Source organism: Chitinophaga oryzae (genome assembly GCF_012516375.2).
Lineage (GTDB): Bacteria > Bacteroidota > Bacteroidia > Chitinophagales > Chitinophagaceae > Chitinophaga > Chitinophaga oryzae.
In genome coordinates this window covers 6265443-6285437 of the sequence record NZ_CP051204.2, presented here as the reverse complement: position 1 = coordinate 6285437, position 19995 = coordinate 6265443, and the positions used below count along the sequence as shown (strand labels likewise).

The 19995-nt window shown below is 50.7% G+C and carries 16 protein-coding genes; 10 read left to right on the top strand and 6 right to left on the bottom strand.

Annotation, left to right across the window (positions count from 1 at the left end; genetic code table 11):
• The first annotated feature begins 39 nt into the window (after nt 1-39).
• On the top strand, nt 40-552 hold the full coding sequence (locus HF324_RS24790; protein WP_168861067.1) for an Ivy family c-type lysozyme inhibitor: 513 nt from the start codon (nt 40-42) through the stop codon (nt 550-552).
• Between the two features lie 234 nt (nt 553-786).
• Here the strand turns inward: HF324_RS24790 and HF324_RS24785 are convergent, their stop codons facing one another.
• Nucleotides 787-3063, bottom strand: coding sequence for a Tex family protein (locus tag HF324_RS24785; RefSeq protein ID WP_168861066.1), 2277 nt, complete (start codon nt 3061-3063; stop codon nt 787-789).
• Between the two features lie 184 nt (nt 3064-3247).
• Between HF324_RS24785 and mazG the strand changes: the two genes are divergently transcribed.
• The 3 genes from mazG (at nt 3248) to HF324_RS24775 (ending at nt 7967) form a co-directional block, all read left to right on the top strand.
• Complete coding sequence (gene mazG / locus HF324_RS24780; protein ID WP_246269283.1) at nt 3248-4045, top strand: nucleoside triphosphate pyrophosphohydrolase; 798 nt, start codon at nt 3248-3250, stop codon at nt 4043-4045.
• A gap of 113 nt (nt 4046-4158) precedes the next feature.
• Nucleotides 4159-4290 (top strand): hypothetical protein, encoded by a 132-nt coding sequence (locus HF324_RS33695; protein WP_258539191.1) that lies wholly within the window; start codon nt 4159-4161, stop codon nt 4288-4290.
• On the top strand, nt 4287-7967 hold the full coding sequence (locus tag HF324_RS24775) for a sensor histidine kinase (protein ID WP_168861065.1): 3681 nt from the start codon (nt 4287-4289) through the stop codon (nt 7965-7967). The genes HF324_RS33695 and HF324_RS24775 overlap by 4 nt, the downstream gene beginning before the upstream one ends.
• Before the next feature lie 553 nt (nt 7968-8520).
• Here HF324_RS24775 and plsX read toward each other — a convergent pair.
• Genes plsX through HF324_RS24760 form a run of 3 tightly spaced genes read right to left on the bottom strand, consistent with a single transcriptional unit; the run spans nt 8521 to nt 10264 of the window.
• Nucleotides 8521-9468, bottom strand: coding sequence for a phosphate acyltransferase PlsX (gene plsX, locus HF324_RS24770; protein ID WP_168805381.1), 948 nt, complete (start codon nt 9466-9468; stop codon nt 8521-8523).
• Between the two features lie 46 nt (nt 9469-9514).
• Nucleotides 9515-9709 carry a 50S ribosomal protein L32 gene (rpmF, locus tag HF324_RS24765; protein ID WP_073079237.1) on the bottom strand — a complete coding sequence of 65 codons (195 nt, stop codon included), beginning with the start codon at nt 9707-9709 and terminating at the stop codon, nt 9515-9517.
• Between the two features lie 12 nt (nt 9710-9721).
• The gene (locus tag HF324_RS24760) at nt 9722-10264 is read right to left on the bottom strand and encodes a YceD family protein (protein ID WP_078667818.1); all 543 of its coding nucleotides are present in this window, start codon (nt 10262-10264) and stop codon (nt 9722-9724) included.
• 247 nt (nt 10265-10511) lie between these two features.
• On the opposite strand from HF324_RS24760, the gene HF324_RS24755 reads away from it, so the two are divergent.
• Complete coding sequence (locus HF324_RS24755) at nt 10512-12944, top strand: PAS domain-containing hybrid sensor histidine kinase/response regulator (RefSeq protein WP_168861064.1); 2433 nt, start codon at nt 10512-10514, stop codon at nt 12942-12944.
• On the opposite strand, the gene HF324_RS24750 is transcribed toward HF324_RS24755, so the two are convergent.
• Complete coding sequence (locus tag HF324_RS24750; protein ID WP_168805377.1) at nt 12938-13816, bottom strand: fructosamine kinase family protein; 879 nt, start codon at nt 13814-13816, stop codon at nt 12938-12940. The genes HF324_RS24755 and HF324_RS24750 overlap by 7 nt on opposite strands.
• Here HF324_RS24750 and HF324_RS24745 point away from each other — a divergent pair.
• Nucleotides 13777-14913: a DUF3810 domain-containing protein gene (locus HF324_RS24745; RefSeq protein WP_309475635.1), complete on the top strand. Its 1137-nt coding sequence runs from the start codon at nt 13777-13779 to the stop codon at nt 14911-14913. The genes HF324_RS24750 and HF324_RS24745 overlap by 40 nt on opposite strands.
• On the opposite strand, the gene HF324_RS24740 is transcribed toward HF324_RS24745, so the two are convergent.
• Complete coding sequence (locus HF324_RS24740; protein WP_168805373.1) at nt 14914-15861, bottom strand: arginase; 948 nt, start codon at nt 15859-15861, stop codon at nt 14914-14916.
• A gap of 253 nt (nt 15862-16114) precedes the next feature.
• Here HF324_RS24740 and HF324_RS24735 point away from each other — a divergent pair, with 253 nt between their 5' ends.
• From HF324_RS24735 to HF324_RS24720, 4 genes are all read left to right on the top strand, one after another.
• Entirely contained in the window at nt 16115-17254 is a 1140-nt protein-coding gene (locus HF324_RS24735; RefSeq protein WP_168805371.1) for an acyl-CoA dehydrogenase, read from the top strand.
• 81 nt (nt 17255-17335) lie between these two features.
• The gene (locus HF324_RS24730) at nt 17336-18022 is read left to right on the top strand and encodes a YggS family pyridoxal phosphate-dependent enzyme (protein ID WP_168861062.1); all 687 of its coding nucleotides are present in this window, start codon (nt 17336-17338) and stop codon (nt 18020-18022) included.
• Between the two features lie 3 nt (nt 18023-18025).
• A complete protein-coding gene (locus HF324_RS24725; protein ID WP_246269282.1) occupies nt 18026-19267 on the top strand; it encodes a TlpA family protein disulfide reductase in 1242 nt (413 codons plus the stop codon).
• Between the two features lie 391 nt (nt 19268-19658).
• Nucleotides 19659-19961, top strand: coding sequence for a YtxH domain-containing protein (locus tag HF324_RS24720; RefSeq protein ID WP_168805367.1), 303 nt, complete (start codon nt 19659-19661; stop codon nt 19959-19961).
• The last annotated feature ends 34 nt before the right edge of the window (nt 19962-19995 follow it).

Genomic DNA, 19995 nt, shown 5'->3' with positions numbered 1-19995 from the left:
TTTGGCAACCTGTTTGTATTGATGACTAAAAATTTAACCATGATCGTTAAGTTGTTACCTGTAACGATATTCCTGTTCAGCATCTGCACAACGGCCTGTAACGGCCCTGCCCAGGAAATCAGGGCGGTCATGCTGGCAGATGATACTACCGTGCCCCCCACAGATACCATGATCGCCAACGGAGATACCATCCAGACCGACAGGGTCGATTCCTGGAAGAAATTTGAACAATATAAAGGACAGTTTGGGGAAGAAGTAGGGCTGCTGGAACAGGAACCCCTGAAATCCCGGCTCAACCGCCTCCTGGGGAAAAACCGTAAAACCTTCCTGGAACGCTTTAAGGTATGCCCGCCCATCGAAGTGGAAGACAGCACGCTCTTCAACCACGGCCGTATGCCCGATAACACCGGTCCCTACGAAGCGGCCATCGCCGTAGATATGAACCGCGATATCGTATACGCTGCCTATTCCTTCCATAAAAACGTTATGATCTTCGCAGAAAAAAATGATACGGCCTACCCGAAGAAATTCAGGCAGTGGCTGAACCGGTAGTTGCACGCCCAGGCGTCACACGCAAAGGCGTCTCGCAAAGGTGCTAAGTGAGCAAAGAGTGCAAAGAGTGCAAAGAGTGCAAAGATTATTATATAAGATTATAAGAAAGCAAAGGAGCGAAGACCACATTTGATCTTCGCTCCTTTCTTTTCTTTGCTCGCTTATATAATCTTTGCGCTCTTTGCTCACTTAGTGCCTTTGCGAGACGCCTTTGCGTGTGACGCCTGGGCGTGACTACTTATCAAACTTATTCTTCAACGCCGCCAGCTTCGCCTGAAAATCATTCAGCGGCGCTTCTTTGGCTGGTCTTTCACGGCGTTCGTCGCGACGGTCTTCCCGGCGGTCATCACGGCGTTCTTTGCGCGGTCCGCCGCCGCCCTGGCCTTTCTCCTGGTCTTTCATAGACAGGGAGATGCGTTTCCGGGCGATGTCCACTTCCAGTACGGTCACCTGTACTTTCTGGTTCAGCTTCACCGCCTCGTTGGGGTTGCTGATAAACTTATTGGACATATGGGAGATATGTACCAGGCCATCCTGTTTCACGCCGATGTCCACAAAGGCGCCGAAAGCGGTGATGTTGGTCACTACGCCGGGCAGTACCATACCGGCTTTCAGGTCTTCCATTTTATGGATGCCTTCGGCGTATTCAAAGATAGCTATCTCGTCGCGCGGGTCGCGGCTGGGTTTAGCCAGCTCTTTCAGGATATCCTCGATGGTGAGCATACCGGCGTCTTCACGCACGAAGTCTTTCGGGTTGATTTTTTTCCGCAGGTCTTCCTGGCCGATCAGCTCTTCAATGCTGCAGTGCTGTTTTTCGGCGATTTCTTTCACGAGCGCGTAGCGTTCCGGGTGCACCGCGGAGTTGTCCAGCGGGTTGTCGCCGTTTTCGATACGGAGGAAGCCGGCGCACTGTTCAAAGGCTTTGTCGCCCAGGCGGTGTACTTTCTTCAGCTGCATACGGTTGCTGAAGGCGCCGTTTTCCTTACGGTATTTCACGATGTTTTCGGCGAGGGAAGGGCCCAGGCCGGAAACATACGCCAGCAGGTGTTTGGAGGCGGTATTAAGGTTCACGCCCACATTGTTCACACAGCTTACCACCACGCGGTCAAGGCTTTGTTTCAGGGATGACTGGTTCACGTCGTGCTGGTACTGGCCTACACCAATGGATTTGGGGTCGATTTTTACCAGTTCCGCCAGCGGGTCGATCAGCCTGCGGCCGATGGATACTGCGCCGCGCACGGTCACGTCCTGGTCGGGGAACTCTTCACGGGCCACTTCGGAAGCGGAGTACACAGAGGCGCCGCTTTCGTTGACCATAAACACGTTGATTTTCTTCCCGAAGTCGATTTTTTTAACGAACTCTTCTGTTTCACGGCCGGCGGTACCGTTACCCACCGCGATGGCAGCGGTATCGTACCGGTTTACCCATTTTTTCAGCAGGGCTTCGGCGTCATCTCTCTTATAATTCTTTTCCAGCGGGAAAATAACGTCGTGGTCCAGCATATTGCCCTGGTTGTCCAGCGCTACGGTCTTACAACCGGTGCGGTAACCCGGGTCGATGGCGATCACGGCTTTAGGGCCCAGCGGCGCTGCCAGCAGCAGCTGGCGCAGGTTTTCCGCGAACACGTCGATGGCCTCGGTGTCTGCCTTTTCTTTGGCCACCGCCCTGAACTCATTTTCCAGGGAAGGACGCAGCAGACGTTTGTAAGCATCGGCGCCGGCTTTGGCTACCTGTTCGGCGGCAGCGCCTTTACCGGTCACGAACTGTTTGTTGATCAGCTCCATGGCCTCTTCTTCCTGCGGCGCAATGGTGCTGAACAGTATGCCTTCAGACTCGGCACGCAGAATAGCCAGTACCCGGTGGGACGGCACCTCGCGCAGGTCTTCGGAAAAATCGAAATAGTCTTTGTATTTGTTGCCTTCCTCTTCTTTGCCTTCGGCTACTTTGGAAGTCATCTTGCCGGTGTGCGTAAAGAGCTTGCGCAGCTTGTCACGGCACTCGGCATTCTCGTTGATCCATTCAGCGATAATGTCGCGGGCGCCTTTCAGGGCTTCTTCCGAAGAGGCTACCTGCTCGTTGAGGAAAGTCTCCGCAGCGGCGGTATCGCCGTCCTGCTGGTCGAACAACAGCTTTGCCAGCGGCTCCAGCCCTTTCTCAATGGCCACCGTAGCGCGGGTCTTGCGTTTGGGCTTGTAGGGAAGGTAAATGTCCTCCAGCGCTGCCAGTACCCAGGTGCCCTCCAGCTTCTCCAGCAGCTCAGGGGTCATTTTCTCCTGCTCCGTAATGGTTTTGATGATAAACTCACGACGGTCGTCCACTTCTTTGTAACGCTTTTGCAGGTCTTCTATCTTACCGATCTGCACCTCATCCAGACTGCCCGTCATCTCCTTGCGGTAACGGCTGATAAAGGGCACGGTAGACCCCTCAGACAACAACACCATGGTGTTCTCTGCCTGTTTGGCGGAGATGCCCAGTTCGGATGAAATAAGCGTAATGTGTTTCGGATTCATATCAATACTTTTTGGGATTTTTTTATGTTGACAGCATGCCCTGATGCCTTTATCTTAACCGGTAAACGGCCAGCTGCCAAATACTAAAATCGCTGAATTTTTTACAGCTCGCAAATGTAATTAAAAAGCCTTTTAAACAGAAAGCAATTTTCCCCCCATTTCCCGCTATCCGCAAAATGCCAAAATGACAAAATCTCTCTGTATTTTTACGGCCATGGAAAAGACAGCTACATTCAACAGATTGTTACAGATAATGGACGATTTAAGGGAGAAATGCCCCTGGGACCGCAAACAAACCATCCAGACCCTGCGGCAGCTGACCATTGAGGAAACCTACGAGCTGGCAGACGCCATCACGGAGGAAGACTGGAAGTCCATTAAGGAAGAACTGGGAGATATCCTCCTGCACATCGTCTTCTACGCTAAAATAGGCTCCGAACAACAACAATTCGATATCAATGATGTCATCAACGGCGTATGTGATAAACTGATCGCCAGGCACCCCCATATCTACGGCGACGTAAAAGTACAGGACGAAGAAGAGGTAAAACAAAACTGGGAAAAACTCAAACTGAAGGAAGGTAAAAAATCGGTCCTCAGCGGCGTCCCCGTTTCCCTCCCCGCCCTCGTAAAAGCCATGCGCCTGCAGGAAAAAGCCAAACAAACAGGCTTCGAATGGGACAACACCAGCCAGGTATGGGATAAAGTGAAAGAAGAGGTAAATGAACTGGAAGAAGTAGTGAACACCGGCGACCAGAACGCCATCGAAGCGGAATTCGGAGATGTAATGTTCTCCCTGGTGAACTACTCCCGCTTCCTGAATATCGATGCGGAAAACGCCCTGGAACGGACCAACAAAAAATTCCAGCGCCGCTTCCAGCACATGGAAACCCTCGCACTGGAGCAGGGCCGCCGCCTCAACGATATGGACCTAACGGAAATGGACACACTCTGGAATAAAGCGAAAGATCTGGAAATTTAATTATTTTGATATTTGGTTATTTGGGGTTCGCACTGCCAACCCCAAAATTCCAAAATTCCAAAATCCGTAAATCCAATAACCCAATAACAAAATATCTAAATACCTAAATCCTTTTGGTTGATATAAAAGAAATACGCCTCTTCTTCCTCCGGCACGGATACCTGTTGATCGTTGCAGCATGGCTCTTCACCTTCGCCTTCCTGTTCAGCAACTACTGGGCTTATTATTCTTCCCCCAGGGCGTGAAACGAAGCATCGAGAAAAGCCTGCATCAGCGCGAACAGTCATTCGATAAACTGCTGAAAGATACCGTCGTCATCAACAGCCTTTTTCAACGTTCCTACGATGAAAAAACACTGGACCGCATCGGCAAACGCGACTACTTCGTGTTCGCCTACGACTCCAGCGCACAGGGTACCTGGCTTACTTTCTGGAGCACCAGCCAGGTGCAGCCGGAAGATATGCCGGAAGTGCTGAAACCGGGCGCGCAGTTCATGAAACTGAAAAACGGGTACTACGAAATCATTACCCGTCAACTGAAAACCACCGGCAACCACCAGCATTTCGTCGTGGCTGCCATCCCGGTACGCATGGAATATGCCATCCGCAACAACTTTCTCATCAGCCATTTTTATAACAAAGCAGAACTGGGAGCGGAATACACCGTTCACATGGACCTCCCCAGCCTGATATTGCCGGACCATACCATCCTGCCGGTCAAGAACGGGAACGATGAAACCCTGTTTTTCCTCGATTATAATAAAAGCATCCGCGCACAACCACCCAACAACCTCAGTGTTGTCCTGCGCGTGCTGGGATGCATCTGCGTACTCATTTTCTTTAACCTGTTCGCCACGCTGCTGGCTAAAAATACCAACCCGCTCTACGGGTTCCTGTTCCTTTTCCTCGTAGTATTCGGCCTCCGCGTGCTGAGCTACGTTTACCCCTTCCCGTTCAACCTCCGCGCGCTGAACGTATTCGATCCGGTCATCTATGCGAAAGATGAAATATTCTACTCACTGGGAGACCTGCTGCTCAACGTACTGCTGGCCTTCTGGATGATCCTGTTCTTCCGCGAACACGTAAAAACGATCAACCTGCCGGTACTCCGCAAACGCTGGCTGCAAAGTATTGTGATCATCGTGGCCAGCCTCCTGCTGTACATGGTGGAACAGTTCCTGGCAGACCTGATCCAGAGCCTCGTGATAGACTCCCGCATCTCGTTTGACGTGACCAACCCTTTCAGCCTCAACGAATACAGCCTGATCGGGTTCGTGGTGCTCGGGTTCATCTCTTTCAGCTTCCTGTTCTTCTCCCAGATCATCAACTACCTGCTCAATGAGCTCACCAACTTCCAGTACCGCACCAAATACGTGTGGCTGGCGGCGGTAGGCATCATCTGGCTGCTGTTCCGTATTCATAACCCGGAACTGCCTTTCTCCGTGGCGATGGTTATCTGGCTGCTGCTGTATATCGTGCTGCTCGATTTCCTGGCCGATCGTTTTGAAAGCAGCGTGGCCACCGTGCCTTTCCTGTTCTGGCTCTTCCTGCTCACGATCACCACCTCCGGCGCACTGGTGTATTACAACGATCAGAAAGAACTGTCCGCCCGCGAAAAACTGGCGGCCGATCTCTCCAAACAGAAAGACCCGTACCTCGAAATGCTGCTCAACGACCTGGGCAAAAAAATTGAACACGATGAATACATGCAGTACTTCTTTCTGGACAAAGGAAATAAACAGTCCAAAGCCCGTATGGAAGAAGTGCTGCTGCAGAATTATTTCCAGGGATACCTGAGCCGCTTTGATGTGGCGTTCTATCCGTACGATGAAAACGGCCAGCCTATCTATCCGGGAGACACCACCAGCCTGATTTCGTTCAACCGCCGTATGTTCTTCGAATCGGAAGCTTCACCCACAGACGTCAGCGGCAACGACCTCTATTACTACGAGCCCAGTTTCAACGACTATAATTACATCGGTAAGAAAGAATTCCATAACCCGGTGGACAACACCGGCACCGGCTGGCTGGTGTATGTGCTCAAACCCAAGATATTCAGCCAGGAACGGCTCTACCCCGAGTTGCTGGTGGAGGGCGACCTCTACGACCGCAGCCGGGAATCGCAGGCCAACTACTCTTATGCTATCTATGATAAAGGCGTGCTGGTAAGCCATTACAGCGATTACCCGTTCCCCATCCGGCTGTATCCCGGCGATGTGCCGCCAGGTGAACTGACCATCAAGGATGTAGACGGCCACTCGGAAATGATCTATCGCGCTTCGCCTGAGAAAGTGGTGTTTGTGGTAAAACAAAGCCGTACGTTCGTGGAGTTTATCACGCTTTTTGCGTACATGTTCTGCCTGTTCCTGTTGATTATCGTGATATACAAGGTATTTGACTTGCTCATTAAGGCGCGTATGCGCCTCAGCAACATACGGGCGCTGATCAACATCAGTATCCGCAAAAAAGTACATGGCACCATCATCTTTGTAGTGGTATTCTCTTTCGTGATACTCGGTATTACCACCACCATGTTCTTCATCTGGCGCTCGGAAGTGCAGAACCGCGAAAGACTGAGCAAAACGATGGGAGAGGTGGCCACCGATGTGGAAACGGTATTCCTTAACCAGCGCGACATGGACGAGATCGACAACATGTATGATCCCGTGTTTAAAGAGAAACTGACTGCCGCGTTGGGCAACATCGCCAACGAGCGCGCGCTGGACATCAACGTATACGACGCCGATGGCAACCTGCGGCTCACCACGCAGCCGCTGATGACGGAAAAAGGGCTGATCTCCGGTAAAATGGAGCCCATGGCTTATTACGAGATATCCCGCCTGCAGCATATCCAGTTTATACAGACAGAAAAGATCGGCAGCATGCCGTTCCTCTCCGGCTATATGCCGCTGCGCAACCGCAGCGGGGATGTAATGGCCTATCTCAACGTCCCTTATTTCGCTACGCAGACGGAACGTAACCAGCAGATCTCGAACTTCCTCGTAGCGTTGATCAACTTCAACGCGTTCATCTTCCTTATCGCGGGGATGGTGGCGCTGCTGATCACCAATTCCATTACCCGGTCGTTCTCGCTGGTGACGGAGAAGCTGCGGCATGTGAACCTGGGACAGCGGAACGATGAAATCGAATGGGACAAAGACGATGAAATCGGCGCCCTGGTGAAAGAATACAATAAGATGGTGCGGAAGCTGGAAGTCAGCGCCGCAAGGCTGGCCAAGAGCGAAAGGGAAGGGGCCTGGCGGGAAATGGCACGGCAGGTAGCCCATGAGATCAAGAATCCGCTGACGCCGATGAAGCTGAGCATACAATACCTCCAGCGGGCCATTGCCGGCGATTCCCCCAATGTAAAGGAACTGTCCACCAATGTGGCCCGTACGCTGGTAGAACAGATAGAACACCTGTCCAATATAGCTTCCGACTTCTCGGCCTTTGCCCGTATCGGGGAGCCGAACAACGAGGTGGTGTTGCTCAATGAAGTGCTGTCGTCGCTGACAGGCCTGTACCAAACGCAGGAAGACTGCAGCATCGAATACGTGGAACCAGGCAGGCCGCTGTATGTATTTGCCGATAAAACCCAGATGAACCGGTTGTTTACCAACCTGTTGCTCAACGCCATTCAGGCTATTCCGGAAGAAACCGAAGGCCATATCCGCGTACGGCTGCAGGAGACGGCCGACCACTACGTGATCGTAAGCGTGGCAGACAACGGGGGAGGGATCTCACCAGAGGTGCAGTCCCGGATTTTTGTACCCAATTTTACCACCAAATCATCCGGTACCGGATTAGGGCTGGCGATGTGTAAGAATATTGCGGAGCAAACAAGAGGGGAGATATGGTTTGAAACAAAACTCAATGAAGGCACTACCTTTTATGTGAAGCTTCCGCTTTACGAGGGGCAGTAGCCGGGCACTCGTATGTTTCGGGCCCACGCCTGTGTCCAGGCTTCACACTTGTGTTTTGGGGTTCACTCGCTATGCCTGGTTATGCTCACTCGCTATGCCTGGTTATGCTCACTCGCGATGCCTGGTCATGGTCACTTCTTATGCCTGGTCATGCTCACTCCTTATGCCCCGGGCTCACACCCGGGGTTACGATGTTATTCAAATTATCCATGATAATACGGCCTTCAATTATCGGCAGACCTTCTTTCCTCCATTACAATTACAGCTGCTATATATAACAGACAAACCTTTTTACATCCATTTGCTTTCTTCTTCATTACGAATTTGAACAACATTGTTGCCCAGGGCATCAGCCCTGGGATTTCTGGGCCTGAATCCCTGGCCTGAATCCCTGGCCTGACCCCTGGCCTGACCCCTGGCCTGACCTCTGGCCTGACCTCTGGCCTGAATCCCCTGGCCTGGCCCGAATCCCTGGGCAACTAAAAATGCCGCACAAACAAAAAGAGGCAAACCATCCGGTTTGCCTCTTTTCAATATCTTTTCTCTTATTCTCTTAGTTGCTGCTGTGGAAGCTCTCTTGGATCTTTTCCAGCAGTTTACTTTCGATCATTTGTTGTGCCAGCAGGATCATATTTTTGAAGGCAACGTTCTGGGAGATACCGTGACCGATGATCACTGGTTTGTTAACGCCCAGTACGGGAGTGCCGCCATAGGATTCTGAGTCTAATTTGTTCAGGTATTCGTCGTTGATATTGCGTCTTACGGCGATATCGTAAACGGATTCGGCCATTTTTAAGATAATGTTGCCGGTAAAACCTTCACATACAATGACATCGGCTTTTTCGGTCAAAACATCTCTGCCTTCGATATTTCCGATGAAATTGATTTGTTTGTTTTCTTTTAACAGCGGGTAGGTGGCCTGTGCCAGTAAGTTGCCTTTGCCTTCTTCTTCGCCGATATTCAGCAGACCAACCTTTGGATTGTCGACCTTCAGGATGTGTTTGGAATACAGGGAACCCAGAACGGCAAATTGCACCAGGTTTTCAGGTTTACAGTCAGCGTTGATACCTACATCCAGCATCAGTCCTTGTGTACCGTTTTCACGGGGGACCAGGGTAGAAATAGTAGGACGTTGCACTCCCTCGATGGCTTTAATGGAATAAAAGGTGCCTACCATCATGGCGCCGGTGTTACCTGCGCTGATGAAAGCATCTATCTTTTCATTTTTAAGTAAATGAAAGCCAATAGAGATGGAGGATTGTGGCTTCTCTTTCAGTGCCTTGGTAGGGTGTTCATTCATCCCGATTACCTGGGATGAATGAACAACTGAATATTTTGATTGGTCCACCTGCGCTTCCGCTAATAAAGGGACCAGTTGTGACTCGTCCCCTATCAGTACCAGATGCGCATCAGATGCAACGGTGTCTAAAAATAACTTTACTCCTTTTACTGCTGCTGCGGGGGCAAAATCGCCTCCCATCATATCAAGCCCGATTCTCATGTAACTCAAGTTTGTCTTGTTAGCTCGGGTAAAAATAGTAAAATAATTATTTAGCTGCGCTCTGTTTTTCCAACACTACTTTTCCTTTGTAGTACAGTTTGTTTTCTACCCAATGAGCACGATGTCTCAGGTGCACTTCACCGGTTGCGCTGTCTGTGCTTAATGTATCCGCTACCGCCTTGTAATGCGTTCTTCTCTTTGCTGATCTCTGCTGAGAATGTCTGCGTTTAGGATTTGGCATTTTATTTAATTTTTAATTGTCCTTAAATTTATCCAATCCTTTCCAGATTGGGTTATCGTTCTCTTTTGCCTGCTGGTTCATACGCTCCAGCATTTCTATTACCTTTGGATCACATCCGCTTTTGCCATCGGCAGTGTCAGGATGGATGCGTTGCATCGGAATGCTCAGCAGGATAAATTCGTATATCCATTCCGCCACGTTCAGATGGCTCTCGGTCTTGGAAATATACGCTACATCCGGATCTGCGTCTTCACTGGCCATTTCTTCGGGATTGTCCGCCATTTTCACAATCTGGTTGAACTCATCCCAGAGCTGCAGCTCGTAAGGCTGCCCGCAACGGTCGCAGGTAACAGTTACCGTACCGCCGATCTCAAACTTCAGTAAAAAGAAATTTACCTTCTTGTCCAGCGTCAGGTTCACCGTCGCCTTACAATCACTGAAGTCCCTTTCTCCTTCAAAATGCTCAAAGAAACTTTCCCCGATCTCATACTGAAATGAATGCACCCCTGGTTTTAATCCAACAAAGGCTATCTCAAATTCGCGGAGTGGTTTCATATCAATGTCCTCACTTTTAGAGGGATGCAAAGGTAATTAAATATTTGCAATTGCAAAAATTTCATAAATTTGTTCACTTTCGATATCCGGATTATATATATTTATATATCAGAATATCATCCATATTGCTGTTGCTAAACAGCGGGAGTGAGCCGCAAAGGTAAGGATTTCCGCCTTTATCTCATACCTGTTTTTTGCAATACAACCGTGAAATTGAAAACCTGAAGTCCCCTGGCCATCATAACCAATGACATCCAAAGGAAAGAATGCAAGGAAAATCCCGGCTCCTGACACGGCCCTCCCGGCTGCCCGTGACACCCCGGACATCTGCTCGCTGCCTATCCACGCATGGCTCAGCCATACCAGCGCCGGTATCCTAGTGACAGATGAGGACTTCCGTTGCTGCTGGACAAACGACGTCTTATCCAGGCGCCTGCCACAGCCCATCCCGGAAAATCTCCCTTTTGACGACCTCATCCTGCTTTTGAAACCGCTCGTTACCGGGCCGGACACCTTCGCCGCCAGAATGAATGCCATCAGAAGCGAAAAAAAGCCCCTTTTCGGCTGGGAACTGGTGCTGGAAACCGGAACTACCGTAGAAGTGGCCTATACCCCCGTTTTTGACGGTCCCGGCTTTAAAGGCAGTATCTGGCAGGTCATCAATATCACCCGCAAATACCACGTCCAGGAAGAAATAAAACGCAACGAGCACAAATTCCGCGTCATGCTCAATAACCTGAACGCGGCTATGTGCGAAACCGACCTCGACGGTAACATCACCCGCGTATATGAAAGCTTCTGCCGCCTCTCCGGTTATACGGAAGCGGAACTGCTGGGCAAAAACATCACCGACGTGTTCGTGCCGGAAGAAAACCGGGCCTTCGCCCGCGCCCTCCGCCGTAAACGCCTCTCGGAAAACGTACCCCTCGTTTATGATATGGAAATAGTGCTGAAAGACGGCTCCCGCAGATGGGTGCTCGCCAGCTCGGCCAATGTGTACGACCGCAACGGCAACATCACCGGAGGCGCCGGCATCCACATGGACATCACCGGGCAGAAACGCCTCCAGCGCGAACTGGAAAATGCCCGCCGCCTCGCTGAAGAGGCCCGCATCGCCCAGAAAGACTTCCTGGCCAGCATGAGCCACGAAATACGCACCCCCCTCAACGCCATCATCGGCATGGCCCACCTCCTCGAGGAAACCAGCCTCGACCCCCAGCAGAAGGAATATGTCAACATCCTGAAACATTCCTCCGGCATACTGCTGGGCATCGTCAGCGATATACTCGATATTTCCCGCATAGAAGCAGGCGAACTGCAGGTCAACCAGCGGGAATTCAATCCCCGCGAACTGATACAGTCCCTCCGCCATACCTTTGAACTCAAACTGGGCCGGCGCCCCGTCTCCATCACCGCTGAACTGGACGCCAACCTCAACACCTGGCTCATCGGAGATGACGTGCTGCTGAACCAAATATTGCTCAATTTGTTAGGAAATGCAGAGAAATTCACCAGCGAAGGAGAAATTGCCATTAAAGCCACCCAGGAAAGCTGGCTCGATAATACCATCTGGGTCCGCTTCCGGGTCTGCGATACCGGCATCGGTATCCCGAAAGATAAACTGGAGCTGATTTTCCGCAACTATAAACAGGCGGAAGCAGATATCCGCGAAAAATACGGCGGCACCGGCCTCGGCCTCGCCATCGTGAAACAACTCGTGGAACTGCTCGGCGGGACCATCAACGTGGAAGACTGCCAGGGATACAATACCTGCTTCGTTTTTGATCTCCCGTTCATGGACAGCAGAAAACCCATCTCGGCTTCGGGAATCAAACCCCGTAAAAAACTTAAACAACGTACCTTTGAGGAAGCCCGTGTGCTGGTAGTGGAAGACAATCAGATGAACCTGCGCTACATGATGAGCCTCCTGGAAAAATATAAAATCAATTACCAGCTGGCCACCAATGGACCCGATGCCACATGGTTTCTCAACGCCCGGCAGTATGACCTTATCCTCATGGATATCCGTATCCCCGGCATGAATGGACTGGAACTGGCCCAACAAATCAGGACAGATGAAAACCAATTTAATGTGGCAACACCTATTATCGCCACCACCGCTGTAGCCATGGAAAACACCGCCGCCACCGTCAGGGCCGCGGGCATCACCGACATACTTATTAAACCGTATACGCCGGATCAGCTACTACAGATCTTTAACAAATATCTCAACGAAGAAGAAACAGAATTAATAATGGAAGAAGAAGTGCAGAATATCAGCGGATTTGAGTTCCACCCGGAATTGGACGTTAAGTATCTCACAGCGCTCTATGAGAACAATATTTCCTATGCGGCCGACTTATTTGAAATATTTATCCGGACCATCCGGGACGAAATCAAAAAATTAAAAGCCATCGTAGACACCGGTGACTGGGAAAGGGTGAAGTTCCAGGTACATAAACTGAAACCCAACTTCGCCATGGTAGGCCTCACCTGGATCAGCGCCAAAATGCAGGAACTGGAAAACAACCTCCGCACGGGAGAACCGCAGCAACCGGAAAGCGCTGCCCGCCTGTTCGATGAAATCGTGGCAGACGTGGATAAATACTATCCGGTAGTGGATGAAGAATATGCCCGTATGCGGGAATTTGTGGACGCCGCCTCACATCCCCATCAATAGGCCTGCAATACCTCCCGGATACTGTTGTAATAGTTTCCGCCAAATAATAACATATGCACCAGCAAAGGATATAACTGGCAAACGCCAATCCGCTGTTGCCACCCCGGCGACAGCGGCCAGGCTGCCTGATAGGCATAGTAAAAACGGGTGTCAAAACCGCCGAACAAACGCGTCATCGCCAGGTCCATCTCCCGGTGCCCGTAGTACACCGCCGGGTCAAATACACAAGCCCTGCCATCCGGCCCTACCATAAAATTGCCCGACCATAAATCCCCATGCAACAACGCCGGCGCCTCCGCCGGAAACAACTGCGGCAACTGCCGGCAAAGCCGCTCCGCCTGCTGCACCATGCCCTGCTCTATAATACGCTGGTCATAAGCCATCCGTATCAGCGGCATCAGCCGGTTGAACGCATAAAATACCGGCCAGCTGCTGTAAGGCGTATTGTACTGCCGGACAGTGCCGATGTAATTCGGCGCAGGATACCCGTAATGTGGCTGCGTTTTCCGGTGCTGCTGCGCCAGCGACTGCGCAAAATGCTCCCAGAAATCCTGGACCGCATTGCCTTTCACCATCAGCTCCATCAACAGGTACGACTGCCCGTTGCTCTGCCCGTAAGCCAGCGGCTGCGGCACCGTCAGCGCCCGCGCAGCATGCAGCGCCTCCAGGCCGGCATACTCGGCGGCAAACATATCCGGATAACGCCTGGCATCATTCAGCTTCAGGAAAAAATATCCCTCGTTGGTGCCTATACGAAATGTTTGGTTAATATCGCCACCATGTACGCTTTTTGCGTCATTAATATGTATTTTCACTTTCAGCTGTTCGGATAATGCCGCGCTCAGTTGTTTTTGTAGAATTTCATCGATCATGTTTCGCCGCTTATATGGAAACAAAAGCCAAAATTATAAAGAAGATCGTCCGTATTGTATTAACACTTGCGGGTATACTGTTGTTAAAGGGATGCTTTGCCTGGAGTAACCGCTTCAGCGAAGCTTACTTCCATAGGTGGTACAGCAGTATCAGTACGGTATTTCGACAGTTAACAGGTATAGTACCATTCAGTGTTGGGGACGTAATATATACCGCCTGGATTGTAACTTCCCTGTTTTATTTGTTAAAACTATGTTATAAACTTGTCCGCCTGCAATGGGGGGAAGCCGGCTGGCTCACCCTGCGCGGTATCCATTTTGTCCTGAAGCTCTATCTTGCCTTTCTCATTCTCTGGGGATTCAACTACGAACGCAATACCCTGCTGCGCGATACCGGCATCATCACCGGCGACTATAACACACAGCAACTCTACCAGCTGTCAGATACCCTGCTGCGGCTCACCAACGCCGAAAAACAACGCCTCGGCGATACCATAGGCGTTACCCGGCCGGACTTAACCACCCCGCTGTTCGCCCGCGCGGCCGCCGCCTATCAGGCCGCTGCCGAACGCTGGCCGGCTTTCCGGTACAAGGCGCCCTGCGTGAAAAAAGCACTCTTCGGCGAATGGCTCAACTATCCCGGGGTAACCGGATACCTTAATCCCTTCACCCTCGAAGCACAGGTGAACACGACCGTGCCCACGGTGCTGCAACCCATCATTACCTGCCATGAAATAGCCCACCAGCTGGGATATGCGCCGGAAGAAGATGCCAATTTCGTGGGATATCTCGCCGCTACCAGCATTCAGGATAGCCATTTCCGTTATGCGGCCAATTTTGATATGCTCCTCTACAGCGTACGCCAGCTGGCCGTCAGAGACACGGTGCTGGCAAAGGATATCTGGCGCCGGGCACTCCCCGGCGTAAAGGCTGATTATAAAAGCATCATTACTTTCTACGAAAAGTATACGGGCAAAGTGGATGACTACTCCACCGTCTTGTATGACCAATACCTGAAAGCGAACAAACAGCAGAAAGGTATCCGCAGCTACAGCGAAGTGACCGGATGGCTGATCGCCTGGTTTAAAATACGCTGACTAGTTCATCATCAGCACGTTCACACTGCGCTGCAGGATGTTGAACGCAATCTCGGCCATCAGGTTCTCCCGGTCCAGTGTCGGGTTTACCTCGGTAATTTCAAAACAGCAGATCTTACGGTGCTGCATAAACTTGGCAATCAGGTCCTCCGCCTCGCGCTCCCTTAAACCATTGCTCACCGGCGTACCGGTACCCTTGGAAATAGAGGCGTCCAGGCTGTCCACGTCGAAAGACACATAGATATAGTCACAGTCGCTCAGGTAACGGAACACGGAACGGGAGATGTTCTCCGGCCCCTTGCGGCGTACTTCATTGGTGGTGATCACCTTCATGCCGTATTGTTTGATCAGGTGGTCCTCTTCCTTCTCATAATCTCTCAGGGAGATAAACACAATATCTTCCGGTAATACCTTGGGAGCGATCTTGCCGATGTTTTTCAGGGCATTCCACATGCCGGTAGTGGTTTCATCCAGGTCGTGCACCTTACAGTCCAGGTTGTCTTCCGCAATGGCGGTAGCCAGCGGCATCCCGTGCATATTGCCGGAAGGAGTGGTGTAAGGCGTGTGCAGGTCGGCATGGGCATCTATCCAGATCACGCCCAGCTTGGATTTGGGATGCGCCATTTTCAGCCCGGCAATAGTGGCGCCGGCCGTACTGTGGTCCCCGGAAAGCAGTACGGGGAACCAGTTGGCTTTCACCGTTTCACACACGCTTTTGCTGATTCGTTCGTACATATTCAGGGTACCTTTGATCCTTTTGGCATAGGGAGACTCAATAGGTTCAAACAGCAGTTTGTTTTCCGTTTCGATGGCTTCGGTGGGGAAGTGTACAAAAAAGTTGCTCATGAAGTCCAGCGCAGCTATCTTGATCGCATCCACCCCCAGGCTCGCGCCCCGGGTGCCAGCCCCTATTTCCGACTTGACTTCTATTATTTTGATATTCTTCATAAAGTTTTCATTACCGGCAAGCTACAGGATTTTGACAGAACGCCCAAAGCAGCGGAACGGGCAACGGTAAAAAAAGGACGGATATTGTATGAACCAAATCCAATACAGTGGTGTTATCCTCGCATTTTATTCAATAATTATCGCGATATGGTTGACAACGTTGAATTTTCCCAGTGGCATTTTTTTACATGCTGATTTATAAATAATTTGGATTCTATCAACTCATCTTTTAAACTCAACTACAACTATAACCATGGACTTTCAACTTACGGAAGAGCATCTTATGATTCAAAAGGCTGCGCGTGATTTCGCCCAAACCGAACTTTTACCGGGGGTGATAGAGCGTGATGAGCATCAGAAATTCCCGGCAGAACAGATAAAGAAACTGGGCGAACTGGGTTTTCTGGGCATGATGGTAAGCCCTGAATATGGCGGCGCAGGTCTGGACACCATCTCCTATGTACTGGCGATGGAAGAAATATCAAAGATAGATGCCTCCGCCTCCGTGGTGATGAGCGTAAATAACTCACTGGTTTGCTGGGGACTGGAAACCTATGGCACAGAAGAACAAAAACGGAAATACCTGGTGCCGCTGGCCAAAGGGGAAATCATCGGCGCTTTCCTGCTGAGTGAGCCGGAAGCCGGTTCCGACGCCACCTCCCAGCGCACCACCGCAGAAGATAAAGGAGACCACTACCTGCTCAACGGTACCAAAAACTGGATCACCAACGGCAACTCCGCCAGCGTATACCTGGTGATGGCCCAAACCCACCCGGAAAAAGGCAGCAAAGGCATCAACGCCCTGATCGTGGAGAAAAACAGCCCGGGCGTAACAGTAGGCGCCAAAGAAAACAAACTGGGCATCCGCGGCAGCGATACCCACAGCATCATGTTCCAGGACGTGGTAGTGCCTAAAGAAAACAGGATAGGGGAAGACGGCTTCGGCTTCAAATTCGCCATGAAAACGCTGGGCGGCGGCCGCATCGGCATCGCCTCCCAGGCGCTCGGCATCGCCAGCGGCGCTTATGAACTGGCCGTGAAATACTCCAAAGAAAGAAAAGCATTCGGAAAAGAGATATCCCAGCATCAGGCCATCCAGTTCAAACTGGCAGATATGGCCACCAGGATCGAGGCGTCACGCCTGCTCTGCCTCAAGGCGGCATGGGAAAAAGACCAGCACCTCGATTATACCCTTAGTGGGTCTATGGCCAAAGTGTTCTCCTCTGAAACTGCCATGTGGGTCACCACAGAAGCAGTACAGGTACACGGCGGCTACGGCTACGTGAAAGAATACCACGTAGAACGCCTCATGCGCGATGCGAAGATCACCCAGATATACGAAGGCACCTCAGAAGTGCAGCGTATCGTGATCAGCCGCTCCATCCTGGCGTAATCAGCACCAAATATTCCACAGCGCCCCGGGCTCAAACCCCGGGGCGCTTTATTTTACAGCAGCTTTGTTTATTTTTGCGGGATGGCTATCAATATCAATGCTTATCAGGAAGTACTGTCCCGGCTGAAGCCCTATAACGCCCGACTGGTGGCGGTTTCCAAAACCAAACCAGCGGAAGATATAGCAGCGTTCTATGCTGCAGGACAGCGCATCTTCGGCGAAAACTACGTACAGGAGCTCGTGGACAAACAGGCGGTATTACCCGCCGACATCGAATGGCATTTTATCGGACACCTCCAGTCCAATAAGGTCAAATACATGGCTCCTTTCGTGCACACCATCCACGCGGTAGACAGTCTCAAACTGTTGCAGGAAATCAATAAACAGGCAGCCAAACACCAACGGGTGATCAACTGCCTGCTACAGGTCCATATCGCAGCGGAAGAAACAAAATTCGGCATGGACGAACAGGAGTTACAGCAACTGCTCGCTGCATGGAACAGCCGCCAGTCCGATTTTGCACACGTCCGCATCGCCGGCATGATGGGAATGGCCACCAACACCACCAACGAAACACAGGTCCGCCAAGAGTTCCACCAGCTCCACCAGTTATTCGGGTCTGTTAAAACAACATTTTTTAACACACAGGATTATTTCAGGGAACTATCCATCGGCATGAGCACTGATTATACCATCGCACTGGAGGAGGGCAGTACGTTGGTGCGCATCGGCAGCCTGCTGTTTGGAGAAAGGAACTACAATCAGTAACTTATGAAACGACTTTGGATCTACTGCCTCGCAGGCTTCGGCATGGCCGCCTGCAATACCGGCACCGCAAAAAAAGAACTCACCACCGGCACCTGGCAGGCCAGCCTGCACCGTGCAGACGGCGCCAACATCGTCTTTAACTTCCTCGTAAAAGACACCGCCGGTAAAAAAGTGCTTTATGTACTTAATGCAACAGATAAACTGCTGGTAGACGATGTAAAAGTCGCCGGCGACTCCGTCTTTATTAAAATGCCTTTCTTCGATTCTGATTTTAAAGCCCGCTTCACCGACGGTGGCAGCCTCGAAGGACAATGGACCCGCCACCTGGCGGACAAAGACGTGTCTATACCGTTTACTGCCAAACCCAACACCGCCGAACGTTTCCCTAAAGGCGCAGCCCCTGAGCAACAGGTGACCGGCCGCTGGGTGACCACCTTCGTGGACAAGGAAAAAGATAAAACCAGCACCGCCATCGGTGAATTCAAACAGATGGGCGACCTGGTATATGGCACCTTCCTCACCACCACCGGCGATTATCGCTTCCTCGATGGCAGCATGGACGGCGATACCCTCCGCCTCTCCACTTTCGACGGCTCCCACGCTTACCTCTTCAAAGCCGTCGTGAAAAAAGACAGCATCGTTAACGGCCGCTTCTTCGCCGGCATCGGCGATCATGTGGAAGACTGGTCCGCCGTAAAAAACGATACCGCCAAACTGCCCGACGAACGCACCATCGCTACCATGAAACCAGGACAGTCAAAACTCGATTTTACTTTCCCGGACATGAACGGTAACAAGGTCAGCATTAATGATGACCGCTTCAAAAACAAAGCGGTGGTGATCACCCTCATGGGTTCCTGGTGCCCCAACTGTATGGACGAAACCGGTTTCCTCAGCGAATGGTACAAAAAAAATAAAGACCGTGGCGTGGAAATCATCGGCCTGGCTTACGAACGTACGCCCGACTTCGAAAAATCCCAAAAAGCGCTCACCGGCTTCCTCAACCGCTTCAACGTGCAATATCCCGTGCTGATCACCGGAGTAACGCCCGCAGATCCCGAGAAAGGAGAGAAGACGCTCCCGCAGCTCACCGCCATCAAAGGATTTCCTACCACCATCTTCATCGATAAAAAAGGAAATGTGAAAGAAGTACATACCGGCTTCTCCGGACCGGGCACAGGAGATCATTATGAACAGTTCAAAGCCGATTTTGAAAGGTTGATCACCCAGTTACTCGAATCCTGATTTTAACGGATAAAATAGTGCAAATCCTTCCTGGTAAACAGTTACCGGGAAGGATTTGACTTTTTAAGAAAATTTATTTTTTCATCTCTTTCAAAAAGTATTGAAAAATTGAAAAATCTGCCTATTTTACTGCTCCGTTTGACTTTATGAATTCCACCATTATCTAACACGCTTGTCAATCCACCTCCGGAACAATGTCAATATCTGGTATTGTTCCGGCAGGTTACGAAGCCTCCACGTTTAGCCTTGTAAATTCCACGTCTTTTTTCTTTCACGCGATCTTAACATTTGCGGTGGCCGTTATGGCCTGATATTTGAAAATCTTGCTTCACTGTGCAGGTTTAAACCACGCACGCGCTTTTTTTGTTAAACCAAATAAAATCTACACATTATGTCTACTACCAAATTTTTAGCAGGAGCAATTGCAGGGTTAACCACCGGGATTATTATTGGTATGTTAACAGCCCCGGAAAGCGGCGATAATACCCGCAGAAAAATCAGGCATACTGCGGATGACTGGCGTAACAAAATTAATGGTATGGTGAATCGTGGCGGTGAAGACCTTTCAGACCTGAAAGAAGTATTTGAGAAAGAAATCGAAGGACTTCAGGACGATACCCGCGAACGCGTTCTGAGACTAATCAACAAGGCACAGGGAAAATACAACCGCTTTAAAAAAGAAGCCCTTTCATAAATGTTGGAATTTTTTGATTTACGATTTTTTGATT